The sequence below is a fragment of the Sphingobium sp. TB-6 genome (genome assembly GCF_012927365.1).
GTDB lineage: Bacteria > Pseudomonadota > Alphaproteobacteria > Sphingomonadales > Sphingomonadaceae > Sphingobium.
Genome location: NZ_JABBGL010000002.1, coordinates 127,342 through 139,361, shown reverse-complemented (window position 1 = coordinate 139,361; position 12,020 = coordinate 127,342). Strand labels below are relative to the sequence as shown.

At 62.1% G+C, this 12,020-nt stretch carries 11 protein-coding genes and 4 pseudogenes; 5 read left to right on the top strand and 10 right to left on the bottom strand.

Annotated elements, in window-relative coordinates; genetic code table 11:
* Positions 1 to 28: 28 nt before the first annotated feature.
* The 5 genes from HHL26_RS03700 to rfbC are packed head-to-tail and all read right to left on the bottom strand — an operon-like array spanning position 29 to position 3,237.
* Positions 29 to 415 carry a type II toxin-antitoxin system VapC family toxin gene (locus tag HHL26_RS03700; RefSeq protein WP_169575887.1) on the bottom strand — a complete coding sequence of 129 codons (387 nt, stop codon included), beginning with the start codon at positions 413 to 415 and terminating at the stop codon, positions 29 to 31.
* Positions 412 to 657: a type II toxin-antitoxin system prevent-host-death family antitoxin gene (locus HHL26_RS03695; RefSeq protein WP_169575886.1), complete on the bottom strand. Its 246-nt coding sequence runs from the start codon at positions 655 to 657 to the stop codon at positions 412 to 414. The genes HHL26_RS03700 and HHL26_RS03695 overlap by 4 nt, the downstream gene beginning before the upstream one ends.
* Positions 658 to 687: 30 nt before the next feature.
* Positions 688 to 1,602, bottom strand: coding sequence for a dTDP-4-dehydrorhamnose reductase (gene rfbD / locus HHL26_RS03690; protein ID WP_169575885.1), 915 nt, complete (start codon positions 1,600 to 1,602; stop codon positions 688 to 690).
* A complete protein-coding gene (gene rfbB / locus HHL26_RS03685) occupies positions 1,599 to 2,669 on the bottom strand; it encodes a dTDP-glucose 4,6-dehydratase (RefSeq protein WP_169575884.1) in 1,071 nt (356 codons plus the stop codon). The genes rfbD and rfbB overlap by 4 nt, the downstream gene beginning before the upstream one ends.
* Before the next feature lie 4 nt (positions 2,670 to 2,673).
* Complete coding sequence (gene rfbC, locus HHL26_RS03680; RefSeq protein ID WP_169575883.1) at positions 2,674 to 3,237, bottom strand: dTDP-4-dehydrorhamnose 3,5-epimerase; 564 nt, start codon at positions 3,235 to 3,237, stop codon at positions 2,674 to 2,676.
* A 112-nt stretch (positions 3,238 to 3,349) separates the two neighbouring features.
* Between rfbC and HHL26_RS03675 the strand changes: the two genes are divergently transcribed.
* Positions 3,350 to 3,499: a hypothetical protein gene (locus tag HHL26_RS03675; protein WP_240962336.1), complete on the top strand. Its 150-nt coding sequence runs from the start codon at positions 3,350 to 3,352 to the stop codon at positions 3,497 to 3,499.
* A gap of 219 nt (positions 3,500 to 3,718) precedes the next feature.
* On the opposite strand, the gene HHL26_RS03670 is transcribed toward HHL26_RS03675, so the two are convergent.
* Together HHL26_RS03670 and HHL26_RS03665 are read right to left on the bottom strand one after the other, a co-directional pair.
* Positions 3,719 to 5,572, bottom strand: a complete 1,854-nt coding sequence (locus HHL26_RS03670; RefSeq protein ID WP_169575882.1) for a HipA domain-containing protein — start codon at positions 5,570 to 5,572, stop codon at positions 3,719 to 3,721.
* 436 nt (positions 5,573 to 6,008) lie between these two features.
* A pseudogene (locus HHL26_RS03665) lies at positions 6,009 to 6,236 on the bottom strand (transposase); the annotation flags it as partial.
* A gap of 263 nt (positions 6,237 to 6,499) precedes the next feature.
* On the opposite strand from HHL26_RS03665, the gene HHL26_RS03660 reads away from it, so the two are divergent.
* A complete protein-coding gene (locus HHL26_RS03660) occupies positions 6,500 to 7,708 on the top strand; it encodes an IS110 family transposase (protein WP_169575953.1) in 1,209 nt (402 codons plus the stop codon).
* 94 nt (positions 7,709 to 7,802) lie between these two features.
* Here HHL26_RS03660 and HHL26_RS03655 read toward each other — a convergent pair.
* Positions 7,803 to 8,804 (bottom strand): annotated as a pseudogene (locus HHL26_RS03655) (IS256 family transposase); the annotation flags it as partial.
* A gap of 285 nt (positions 8,805 to 9,089) precedes the next feature.
* On the opposite strand from HHL26_RS03655, the gene HHL26_RS03650 reads away from it, so the two are divergent.
* Together HHL26_RS03650 and HHL26_RS03645 are read left to right on the top strand one after the other, a co-directional pair.
* Positions 9,090 to 9,461 (top strand): CopG family transcriptional regulator, encoded by a 372-nt coding sequence (locus tag HHL26_RS03650; protein WP_169575881.1) that lies wholly within the window; start codon positions 9,090 to 9,092, stop codon positions 9,459 to 9,461.
* Positions 9,412 to 9,870: pseudogene (locus HHL26_RS03645) on the top strand (hypothetical protein); the annotation flags it as partial. The gene HHL26_RS03650 and the pseudogene HHL26_RS03645, both read left to right, overlap by 50 nt.
* A 175-nt stretch (positions 9,871 to 10,045) precedes the next feature.
* On the opposite strand, the gene HHL26_RS03640 reads toward HHL26_RS03645, so the two are convergent.
* Entirely contained in the window at positions 10,046 to 11,260 is a 1,215-nt protein-coding gene (locus tag HHL26_RS03640; protein ID WP_206377352.1) for an IS701 family transposase, read from the bottom strand.
* Between the two features lie 30 nt (positions 11,261 to 11,290).
* On the opposite strand from HHL26_RS03640, the pseudogene HHL26_RS24180 reads away from it, so the two are divergent.
* A pseudogene (locus tag HHL26_RS24180) lies at positions 11,291 to 11,631 on the top strand (integrase); the annotation flags it as partial.
* A gap of 9 nt (positions 11,632 to 11,640) precedes the next feature.
* On the opposite strand, the gene HHL26_RS03630 reads toward HHL26_RS24180, so the two are convergent.
* Positions 11,641 to 11,964, bottom strand: a complete 324-nt coding sequence (locus HHL26_RS03630; RefSeq protein WP_169575879.1) for an XRE family transcriptional regulator — start codon at positions 11,962 to 11,964, stop codon at positions 11,641 to 11,643.
* Positions 11,965 to 12,020 lie beyond the last annotated feature (56 nt).

Sequence of the window (12,020 nt, the reverse complement as noted above, 5' to 3'; positions counted from 1 at the left end):
GCGTCCTTTTCCCGTTGCTGTGGGCCGGTCAGACCTTACGGATCGGCCCCGGATATTGACTGACAAGGCTGTCCGCAGTGAGCAGCGCGATCCCTTCGACCGTCGACTGGGCAATCAGCAGCCGGTCGAAGGGATTCTTGTGAATGGGTGGCAGCCCGTCGCTTGCAACAGCATGTTCGCTAGCCACCGGCAGTTCACGATAATTATTGTCCAGCAGCCCGCGCCGCAACAGCCGCGAATCGACGGCGAAGTCCTCCCGCCCCAATGCGCTCTTGATCGCGACTTCCCACAGGCTGGCCGCGCTGAAGAAAAGGTCGTTGTCCTTGTCTTCGATCAGTTCGCGCGCTTCCACCGGCAGGCGCTCCGGAAAACCCGCAGCCCAGATCAGCAGATGCGTGTCCAGTAGCAGCTTCACGACTGGCCGCCGAACAGCACCTCTATCTCCTGCTCGCCCATGCGATCGAAATCAGCGGGCACGCGCAACTGGCCCGCCATGAAGCCCAGCCTTTTCGCCTTGCCGCTATCGGGCGCATTGAGCGGCACGATCTTGGCCACGGGCTTGCCTGCCTTGGCAATGATGAAGCCGCCACTGCTGGCGACCCGGTCGATCAACCGTGACAAATGGGTCTTGGCTTCGTGGATGTTGACCGTATCCATAAATACACTTCTAAACTTAGTTTGTTAGACTTAGTCTAACACTCCACCTTCTGAGGCGCAATAGTCCGGAACAAGTCGCTTCATCATAGTTTCCAGCGACGTTGGCCAATCATGCAAGGCTATCCCATGCATCCGCGCGATCAGGCCGCAATCGAGCCGGGAATTGGCAGGCCGCTTGGCAGGCGTCGGATAATCGGCAGTAGTGATGCGCTTGACTCGCGCCGATGGGCCACCGAGCGCGCCGGATGCGGCGAAGATCGCCTCGGCAAAGTCAGCCCAGCTCGCTTCCCCACTCGCGGTCATATGGAAGATTCCCCGCATAGCTGGAGAACCATACGCCACCATATTGGTAGCTACCCGAAGAATACCATCGGCTATCTCCAGCGCGCTGGTCGGATTGCCGATCTGGTCGGCAACGACGCCCAGCTCGTCCCGGTCGGCTGCAAGCCGCAACATGGTTTTCACGAAATTCGCACCAAAGGGGCTGTAGACCCACGCCACACGCAGGACGGCACTATTGTCGCCATAGGCGGCCAGCACGGCCTGCTCCCCCGCCAGCTTGGATGCGCCATAGACGCCCGTCGGCCCGGTCGGATCGCTCTCTACATAGGGCCGGTCCAAAGTGCCGTCGAACACATAGTCAGTCGAAATATGGACCAGCGGCACGCCCAGCGTCCGAGCGGCCTGCGCCACGGTACCCGCGCCGCGGCCGTTGACGGCATGGGCTAGGTCGCTGTCACTCTCAGCCCTGTCCACTGCCGTATAGGCGGCCGCCGAGACGATGGCGTTAGGCGTCGCCGCCTCCAACGCGCGGGCGACCGACGCCGGATCAGCCAGATCCAGCTCCGGACGACCCAGCGCGATTATCTCATGCCCGGCAGCCGCACCGCGTTCGAGCAAGCTCGAAACGACCTGCCCCGCCTTGCCGGTGACGGCAATCCTCATGCGGCGGCCCCGGCGGTGGGCGCGGCGTTCAGCCCCAGCCTCTGGCCGTCATAACGGTCCCGGAGCGGGCGCCACCACCATTCATTGTCGAGATACCAGCGCACCGTCTTCTCGATGCCGCTGTCGAAATTCTCCTGTGCGCGCCAGCCCAGTTCCGTCTCAAGCCGGGTCGCGTCGATCGCGTAGCGGGCATCATGGCCGGGGCGGTCTGTGACGAACTCGATCAGCCCCTCGCGCGGGGCGTCGGCGGGGACCAGCTCGTCCAGCACCGCGCAGATCCGCCGCACCACGTCGATATTGCGCCGTTCGTTACGCCCACCGACATTATAGGTCTCACCCGGCATGCCCTTCTCGATGATGAGATCGAGCGCGTGGGCATGATCGTCGACATAGAGCCAGTCGCGCACGTTCTCGCCCTTGCCATAGACCGGCAGGGCACGCCCTTCGAGCGCGTTCAGAATGGTGAGCGGGATCAGCTTTTCGGGGAAATGATAGGGGCCGTAATTGTTCGAGCAGTTCGACACCACCACCGGAAGCTCATAGGTGCGAGCCCAGGCCTTGGCGAGATGGTCGGACGCGGCCTTCGACGCCGAATAGGGCGAACTGGGATCATAGGGGGTGCTTTCCTCGAACAACCCCTCATCGCCCAGCGAACCATAAACCTCGTCGGTCGAGACATGGAGGAAGCGGAAAGCGTCCCTCGCTTCGCCCGCAAGGCCGTTCCAATAGCCCCGCGCCACCTCCAGCAGGGTGAAGGTGCCCACGACATTGGTCTGGATGAAGTCCGCCGCGCCGGTGATGGAGCGATCGACGTGACTCTCCGCGGCCAGATGCATGATGCGGTCGGGCCGGAAGCTGCCGATTGCCTCATCCATCGTGGCTCGATCGCAGATATTGGCGTGCAGGAACCGATGGTTGTTCCTGCCATCAACCGCCTTCAGCGAAGCCTCGCACCCGGCATAGGTCAGGGCGTCGATGGTCAGGACGTCATAGCCCTTTTCCAGCACCAGATGGCGGACCAAGGCCGATCCGATGAAGCCGGCGCCTCCGGTAACGATCACGCGCATGGCTTCACTCCCCCCAAGCGAAATAGTCCGGCAGCTCGACCAGCATCGGCTGCTGCCGATCCTTGGCGGACAGGGTTTCCGGGTCGGCAATGTCCGGCCAGACGATACCGATTGCCGGGTCGTCCCAGCGCAGCCCCTTGTCGCACTCGACACTATAATAGTCCGTCACCTTGTAGCAGATGACCGTATCTGGCTCGATGGAGCAAAAACCGTGCGCAAAACCCGGAGGAATCCAGAGCTGCTTCCCGTTTTCGGGCGTGAGTGTTTCGGCGACCCACAAACCATAGGTTGGCGAACCCTGCCGGATGTCGACGGCGACATCGAACAATGCCCCGGCGGTACATCGTACCAGCTTGCCCTGGGCATGAGGTCCGCTCTGAAAATGCAGGCCACGGATGGTGCCCACCCTTGTGCTCATGGATTCATTGTCTTGCACGAAAGCAAGGTCGCTGCACTGCGCCATAAATAGGTCGGCGCGGAAGGTTTCAGCAAAATAGCCGCGTTCGTCGCCGATATGGCGGGGGGTGAGAAGCTTGATGCCGGGGATGGCAAAGGATTGGATTTCCATGCTTGCCTATTAGGCTGTCGTTCCCACCAAATCCATCGGCTCTATTCAGGATCAAACACCCCTAAATCCGCCGTCGGCGGCAGCCGGTTGGCTTTGCCTAGAGGATTGCACCGTGCATGATTGGCGTCATCGCTGGGTGATGGCAGGGATCGACCTCATCACCATCATGAACATGGGAGGATGGAAGTCGCTGCGCATGGTCCAGCGCTATTCCAGCGTCAGCGTCGACCATATGCGAGCAGCGATCAACAAGTTGAGCTGAAGCGGATCAGCCGACACCAGGATCTCATGTACCGGAGGACCGGGCCTCTAATGTGCTCGATTCAAGGCAGAACAAGAAGCCAGTGCGTGTCTGGTGAGGCCATCCTGCGGAGATTGGCACTCTTTATCTCCGCACAAAGTGCGGAGATAAAATCTTTCCCGTGCGGAGAATGCTGCCATTCAACCGCCAAGTGCGCGATTGGAATGGCTCAAGCGGAGCCTAACCCTCATCGCCGGCGAGCGCGGTGCAGCGCTCGCCGATAAGGGCCAATATCTGGCCCTGGACGGTAGCAGCGGCCTCGGCCTCCGCCGCAAAAGCCGGTAGCCGGACGGTTTCGACGGCTTGTGCGAGGCTGCCCGTCAATTCGGCAATCGCCATCTCCACATCGCTTTGGGGCAGGCCGATCGTGCGCGCCAGCGTCATGAAATCTCGGCGCGTCAGCCGATCATCCTTGCCGTTGAGCTTGAGCGCCATGCGATCACCGCCAAGACCCGGGAATACCCGCGTCGTGACCGCATCATAAAGCGGGGCGAAACGAACCGAGGTGAAGGCCTTGGCGTCCGGTTCGGCAATTTTGAGCAGCGCGAGGTTTTTGAGGTGCATGTCGCCATCGGCGATCAGCCAGGCGAAAACCGCACGGCGGAAGAGGATGTCGAGATCGGCCCCAGGCTCGGTCGACAGCGGCCGCAGTCCGCGCGCCATCCGCTCTATCGTCCCATCATATTTGGCCGAGGCGGGAAGATCCAGGATCGAGCAGAAATCCTCAAGCGCAATCCGCCTCTGATCGCCTGATCCCTGGCGGATGTCGAACCGCTCCACAACAAGTGCCGGGGCCATGCCATCGGGCATCGCCGTCAGGGCGACGTCAGGCGCTGCAAAGCCGGCGGCTCGGCCAAGTTCAAGGCAGAGCCATTCCACGATCGGCAGCATCTCGAAGCGAGCGGTGCCTGCCGGTTTTAGAATATGGGTGAATGGCAGATCGATGGCCGGGAGGAGTGCGCCATCGGGCGCCAGATGCATCGGTGCCTTGATCTGGACGCCCGACAGGCGCGGCGTTTCTGCGCGAGCGAATATGCGCGCGAGGTTCTGCTCGAAACTCTCCTCGATCGCGCCGCGTGCCGGGCCATTATAGCGCCCAGTGAAGCGGCCCGCGTCGACAAAGCCTTTCAGTGTCGTCGTGAGAATGTCCGCCGGTAGTGCCGCCAGCTCGTCGCGAGCTTCAACCACGGTGATGTTCGACATATAACGCCGCCCACGCTTCAACGCCTCGCGCTCGTCGCGCTCGTGAAGCACCTGGGCGAGCCAGCCTTCCGGTAAGAGGGATTCGACAAATGCCGGAAGTTTCCCGGGCGTTGTCTCCCGGACGAGCGCCGGCCCTGAGCGCCGGGCCGGCTTCCAGCGCCACTCAAAGCCGTCATGGGTCAGGCGGCCGAGCGACTCGCCGTGCCAGGCGATCACCAGATCCAGCGCCGCCTTGTTGACGGGCGCTTTGGCCGTGCCCGGCTGCGCCAGAAGGAAGCGTTCAGCGCCTTCTCCTTCGCGATACCAGCCATTTTCACGCGCCAGCGCCCAGACTGCATCGGCGGCATCCTTGGGCGTACCATGCTCCTCAACGAGGCGCGCGGCCATCTGGACGCGCATCTCGGCAGTAATGGCGCTGGCATGCTCGCTGCGCAGGCGAAAGGCTTCCAGAAAGCGCTGCCGGGGTGAAGATGCGTCGATGTGCAACTCGCCCAGATCGTCACCGACAACCGCTGACGCGGTCGAAGGATGCGGCGGCGCTTCGTTCTGGACGATCTCCAGGCTGCGCAGCCTCGTGCGCTGGTTGCGCCTGCCGCTGATAAAGAGCCGGCCATCGGGTGTCGGCGCAAGCAGCACTGCGCTCGCCGACGACAGATAGGCATTGGGATAGAGATAATGGGCGATGCGGATCGCATGGTTCACTATGGTGGCGTCTGCATCGACGCCTTGATCGACATATATGCCCCGCACGAGCTGGACGAGCTCGCCGGCTTGCGCGCGCTGGTGCGCGCGCTTGGCATCGATCGTCTCGCCAACCAGATGGATCGTCATAGGATTATCTCGCATGTCAGATGCGCAGTAATTCCACTGATCGATGTAATGGGCAAGAATTATCTCGCATCTGACATGCGTGATAATTCCGAAGGCCAGAGTGGAGCGCGCCGATTGGCACCTAGCAGCAGCGGGCTTCGAGCAGATCCGCCGTCATCTCCACCGCCGCCCTTGATCCACCCAAACGACGGCTTCTCCGACGGTCCCGATGCTCCTTTCTATAAATCACGATATGCGTGATTTATGATTTATGGAAGGGATGGCTATCGATCATGGACAAGCCAGCAATGAGACTTAGCCGACTAATGGTTTGGTCTGAGTCCGAGGTTTCCACCAGCTCCGAGTAGAGGCTATCCCCGGTGCCATCTCGAAATATCAGCCGATGGTCGCGTCCGTCAACTTGGTGTAATTAGGGTGTGGCCTCGGGCCGCATCGGTCAGGCGGCTTTGGGTGTAATCTGTAGCGGCTGGGTCTCCTCGATCAAGGGTGTGGTGAGGGCGGTCATTCCCTCGAGTTGCATGTATCGGTGTTGGAGCTGGTATTCGTCATTTTGTTCGAGCAGCACGGCGCCGATCAGGCGGATGATGCTATCCTCGTTGGGGAAGATGCCGACGACGTCGGCGCGGCGCTTGACCTCCTTGTTGAGCCGTTCGAGCGGATTTGTAACTGGTATGAGGACGTCGGTGCCGAAGTTTCTGCCGCGACTCACAGGTTGTGGCATATGGTGCGACCATCCGGGACAGAGGCACCGGGAGCACGAAAGTGCGGGCAGGTCGATACACAGGATGAGCTGCGAGCTCGCGTTAGTAGCTGACCGCCTCTGCGACTCACCCGGTTGCGCTGCGAGCGCGGATCCGTAGTTGTCGTGTCGCCCGCCGCTCCCGTCACTTTGGCTGACAGGAGGCGTTTATGCGACGCGTCATTGGCATTGATATCCACCGGACCTTTGGCGAGGTGGTGATCTGGGAAGATGGCCGGATCAAACATGCGGGCCGGGTTGATATGACCCGCACGGCATTGGAAGGCTTCGGCAAAGGACTGCAATCTACCGATGAAGTGGTCATCGAGGCGACCGGCAACTGCATGGCTGTGTCGCGGGTACTCTCGCCGTTTGTGGCCCGCGTGGTGATCGCCAATCCGCTTCAGGTGAAGGCGATCGCTCACGCCCATGTAAAGACCGACAAGATCGATGCGAGCACGCTGGCGAGCTTGTACGCAGCCGGCTACCTGCCGGAAATCTGGACGCCGGACGCCGCGACTGAGCGGATGCGCAGGCTTGCTGCCCGGCGATTTCAAATCGTCCGGCATCGCACGCGGATCAAGAACGAGGTGCATTCCATCCTGCACGCACACCTGATCCCGCGCTGTCCTCATGCCGATCTGTTCAGCGGCGTTGGCCGTGCCTGGCTTCTGCGCCAGCCTGTGCCGACAGATGAGCGTGGCGCTATCGAACGGCACATCCGCGAGCTCGATCGGCTGACCGAGGACTTGGCAGCCATCGACAAGGAGATCGCCGCCGACGCGCTCGACGATGATGCGATTGGCAGATTGCTTACCATCACAGGCGTTAACCTGACCGTGGCAGCGGGGATCGTGGCGGCGATCGGAGACATCAGTCGCTTTTCCAGCCCGCAAAAGCTGGTGAGCTACTTCGGCCTCAACCCGCGGGTACGCCAGTCGGGGCTTGGAGCGGCCCATCATGGTCGGATCAGCAAGGTTGGTCGCAGCCACGCCAGGGCGATGCTGGTTGAAGCGGCTTGGGCAGCCGCCAAGACGCCTGGGCCGCTGCACGCCTTCTTCGTCCGTATCCGGGCCAAGCGTGGCCATCAGGTTGCGGCTGTCGCCTTGGCTCGGAAGCTGACTGTCCTGTGCTGGCACCTGCTGACCAAGCAGACCGACTATCGCTGGGCGCGCCCCGCGCTGGTCGCCAACAAGCGACGGGCAATGGAACTCAAGGCCGGAAGGCCGCAGATGAAGGGCAACAAGCCCGGCACGGCCTATGCCTACAACGTCAAGGCGTTGCGCGATCAGGAAATGGAAATCGCCCGCCATGCCGAGCAGGCCTATGAGCAATTTGTTGTCCAATGGGAGACGAGGCCAAAGGTGCGCGGACGCTCCAAGCCGGCAGGGCTATGATAAGGCGGCCTGACGGAACTCGCAGCCGGGGTTCCGTTCTTCGCCACGGAGTCGCCCGCGCACCACCTGAATAGCACATTTTTGCGGGACAGGTCTTTTCCATCTCATCCGTGCTGTGCAACTTGACCCGGTGCTGTTCGGGGAAGGTCATATAAGCGAGCACGTCGTGCTCGGCGGCATCCATGCAGTCGCCGAGTTTGGGCCAGCGTCCGCGCAACTGGTCGGCGACGTGGCGCCATGTCTGGGTCGCGGCGGCATGGTCGGGCTGGAGGAAGACCTGGCGGATCGCGGCGGCGACGACGGTATTCTGGCCCTTGGGCACATGCGCCAGCGCGTTCCTCATGAAGTGAACGCGGCACCTTTGCCAGGTCGCCCCGACGACGCGGGTGATGGCGGCTTTCAGGCCCTCATGGGCATCGGCGATGACCAGCTTCACTCCCTTCAAGCCGCGCCGGACGAGGTCGCGAAGGAAGGTCGACCAGAATGGCTCGGCCTCGCTCGGACCGATGTGCAGGCCAACGATCTCGCGTTTGCCCTCGGTGGTGACCGCAACAGCTATTATTGCGGCGACGCTGACGATCCTGCCGCCCTCGCGGACCTTGAGGTAGGTGGCGTCGAGCCACAAATATGGCCAGTCGCCGACCAGCGGACGCTTGAGGAAGGCGTTCACGCGCTCGTCGATGTCCTTGCAAAGCTTCGACACCGACGACTTGGAGATGCCGCTCATCCCCATTGCCTGGACCAGTTCGTCGACCCGGCGGGTACTGACGCCGGCGATCCACGCCTCCTGAATCACCGACACCAGCGCCTTTTCGGCTGTCTTGCGCGGCTCGAGAAAGCCAGGGAAGTAGGCCCCGGTCCGCAACTTGGGGATTTTCAGGTTCAGCGTTCCGAGCCGGGTGTCCAGGCTGCGGTCGCGGTAGCCATTGCGCCATGTGCTGCGGTCGCTGGATCGCTCATGACGTCCAGCGCCAATCAGGCCGTCGACGTCGGCCTCCATGATGATCTGCAGCACGCTCTCGGCGACGCTGCGAAGAAAGTCGCCATCTCCGCTCTTCGCCATCAGCTCGGCAAGCGGTAATCTGTCTTCGGTCATCGGGATCAACTCCTCGGTTAGGGTGAAGCTTCGACACCTCCACCTTACCGATGAGCCCGGTGGCCACCAGAGGGGCCGCCGGGGGTGGGGCCTCGGCCCCACCCCCGGCAACACCGTCATCTACACCGGGAAATTACACCATCACCGCGGACGCTAGCTCAGCCGATCATCGCAAGGCGCCCCTCACCGGAGCGATACTATGACAATATCCCTTATCACACATTACCGGAGATTCATTGGAGGCGTTTAAACGGCTCCGAGACCTACCGCGAAAGAGGGTACCCCATGACCGACGACGAGTTGCCCGATGACAACCCCGCCGAGTGTGCCCAGGCCGAGGCTCTGCGCGACCAAGCCCGCACGGGCGGTCTGCGTTTCGAGGCATATCTACCCCCGGCGCTGGCCGATTGGATGCTTGAGCGCATCGAGCGCGGCATATTTGCCGATCCTTCCGAAGCGGTATTCGCGATCGTGCGGACCTATAGCGAGCTGGAACCGCACCGCGATCTTCGCGACGAGCTGCTAGGCCGGATGCTGGACGCATCGGCGGCCGAGCTGGAATCGGCACGCCGCGCCGACGAGGTGTTCGCCGAACTGCGCCGCGAGCTTGGCAATCCGCGCCCTGCCCCGGCGCGGTGGGAGAAGGTGGCGGGATGAACCAGCTCGTGCCTATGCGCGCGCCGCCGGCGACTTCCTGGCCTGGCGTGCGGCATCGCCTCGCTTGGCGAGGTGCAGCCGCTTCACGTCGCGGCCTGGATCGAAGCGCTGGGGAACGAGCTTGCGGCCCCCAGCATCAAGCAGCAGCTCGCCGGGCGTGCGCCACCTGTTCGATTGGCTGGTGACGGGGCATGTCGCGCCGGTAAACCCTGCCGCGTCGGTGCGGCGGCCGGCGCATAGCCAACAGCGCGGCAGGACGCCCGTGCTGGCTCCCAATGAAGCGCGGCGATTGCTCGACAGCATCAACATGACCACCGATGCGGGCCGGCGCGACCGTGCCCTGATCGGGTTGATGGTCTATAGCTTCGTGCGGATCGGTGCGGCGCTGGCGATGCGGGTCGATGATGTTGAGGAATATCTGCTCGCCTATCTTTACAGTTGCGGATTTGATTGGAGGTGAGCCCGTCGAGCTGCGGCCTGATGCGCTCGTCTCCAGCATGACCAGGCGATGATGTAGGCGGGCTCGATGCGGCGCTGGGCAAGCTTGGTGGCGATCCGCCGGACCTCTTGGATCGACCAGCGGATCAGATCCTGATGATCGGCATCCTCAGTCTTTTTGGGGGAGTGGCGTCGTTGGCGCGATACCGGATCACCGCCATCATGGCGAAGGCGAGCATCACGAGGGAGACGTGGCGATGCCAGCCATGCCATGACCGCGTTTCGTTGTGATCAAGGCCGAGCTCGTTCTTGGCGGCTTCGAAGCTGTCTTCGATCGCCCAGCGATGGCCTTCGACGGAAACGAGCGTCTCGATGCCCGTCCCGGCCGGGCACCAGGTTGTGAAGAAAGCAAGATCGCCGTCACCGATATTGCGACGGATCAGAAGGCCGCGGGTCCAAAGCCCTGATTTCGTCTCATCATATTCGTCAGTTTCGAGATCGGCGAGTTCACAATAGGCCCAGTCATGGAGCCGCGCGCCCTTGGTTCCTTCGCCAGCGGACAGACGCTGCCACGCATGGGGAGCAAGATCACGCGCGATCTCCTCCGCTTTGCCGGCGACCATGGGCTTGCCGGCCCATGAGCCGAAATGGTGATCCGATTTAACCCCAAGAACATAGCCTTTGCAGGCTCGACGCAAAGCACCCTCGACGCCCCCGACGCCATACACCGCGTCTGCCGCCACCCAGGAAAAGGGCACATCCGCTGCCAACGCGCGCTCTATCATATCGACAGCCAAAGCCGGCTTGGTGGCGAAGGCGACAGTTTCAGGAACGTGGGCAGCAGCAAGCCTTGACGGATCGCCGGTCCAACTCTTGGGCAAATAGAGGGAGCGATCGATAAAGGCGTGACCACGAGCTGACACATAGGCGGCGAAGACACCGATCTGGCAGTTCGTTATCTTGCCCGCCGAGCCGGTATATTGACGCGCAACACCGCAGGATGCCTTACCCTGCTTGAGAAAGCCGGTCTCATCAATGACCAGCACCGCGTCATCTGTAGCGAGGTTCTCGACAACATATTCACGCACAATGTCGCGAAGCCCGTCCGCGTCCCAGCGGCCCCTGCCCAAAATGGCCTGCTGCCGCCACGGACCCGGGTCACCGGCCGCCTCTGCGCGCATCCAGCCGGTCTTGCGGCGTTCATCACCCAGCAAACCGTCCAGGAAAAGGTTTGCTGACGCCGCAACGCGCTCCTGCGTAAACAAACCGCGCATACGAGCCTTCACGTCGCGCAGCGACGATGCCCATAGCTCCAACGTCGTCTCGATCGATGCACCCGTCATCCACGGCCTCCCTACCATGGAGACCCATTGATTCAGAACTTCAATCAATATGCACTGTAAAGCTATATCGACGGATGTGGCTTGTGCGAGGACCGCAAGGGGCCGCTGTTCCGCACGATCGGCCGCAAGACTAAGCGACTAAGCGGTACCCCCTGCCCCAGCCCAATGCCTTCGCGATGGTTCGCTGGCGAGCGCCGCCGGCCGAGATCGAGACGGCGATCGGCAACCACTCGTTCCGCGCGACCGGCATCACGACCTATCTGAAGAATGGCGGCACCCTGGAGACGGCCGCGACCATGGCGAACCATAGCTCGACCCGCACCACCCAGCTCGACGATCGCCGACCCAACGATGTGACGCTGGACGAGGTGGAGCGGGTGCTGATTTAGCCGATGCCGTCAGGCGGCGGCCGATTTGAAATTGTCGATTTCGACCGAGCGGCCGGCGAAGGTTGCAGTAATGTGCAGCTCGCCGCCCATCGCCGCGATCAGCTCGCGCAGTGTGCTGACCTTCATGTCGGGCCGGCGCACGAGCTTGGAGATGGCGGGCTGCTGCACGTCCATAACGTTAGCAAGCTCCTCCTGGCTAATGCCCAGCCCCTCGCGCAACTGCTCGAGACTGACCAGCTCGGCCATCATTTCGACCTTGCGCGCTGCGTTCTCCGCGAAACGTTCGGCGCTCCAGCCCTTCTTGAGATCGGAAAACGGGCGATGTCCGCTCATTTTATCAATCCTTCCTCTTTCAATTCCTGCACATATACGTCGTAAAGGTCATCCGC

Excerpts from the sequence above, each read along its gene's own strand:
- HHL26_RS03695 (WP_169575886.1), bottom strand. The coding sequence starts at position 657 with ATGGATACGGTCAACATCCACGAAGCCAAGACCCATTTGTCACGGTTG.
- rfbD (WP_169575885.1), bottom strand. The coding sequence starts at position 1,602 with ATGAGGATTGCCGTCACCGGCAAGGCGGGGCAGGTCGTTTCGAGCTTG.
- rfbB (WP_169575884.1), bottom strand. The coding sequence starts at position 2,669 with ATGCGCGTGATCGTTACCGGAGGCGCCGGCTTCATCGGATCGGCCTTG.
- rfbC (WP_169575883.1), bottom strand. The coding sequence starts at position 3,237 with ATGGAAATCCAATCCTTTGCCATCCCCGGCATCAAGCTTCTCACCCCC.
- HHL26_RS03670 (WP_169575882.1), bottom strand. The coding sequence starts at position 5,572 with ATGACGATCCATCTGGTTGGCGAGACGATCGATGCCAAGCGCGCGCAC.
- HHL26_RS03650 (WP_169575881.1), top strand. The coding sequence starts at position 9,090 with ATGACCGACGACGAGTTGCCCGATGACAACCCCGCCGAGTGTGCCCAG.
- HHL26_RS03640 (WP_206377352.1), bottom strand. The coding sequence starts at position 11,260 with ATGGTAGGGAGGCCGTGGATGACGGGTGCATCGATCGAGACGACGTTG.
- HHL26_RS03630 (WP_169575879.1), bottom strand. The coding sequence starts at position 11,964 with ATGAGCGGACATCGCCCGTTTTCCGATCTCAAGAAGGGCTGGAGCGCC.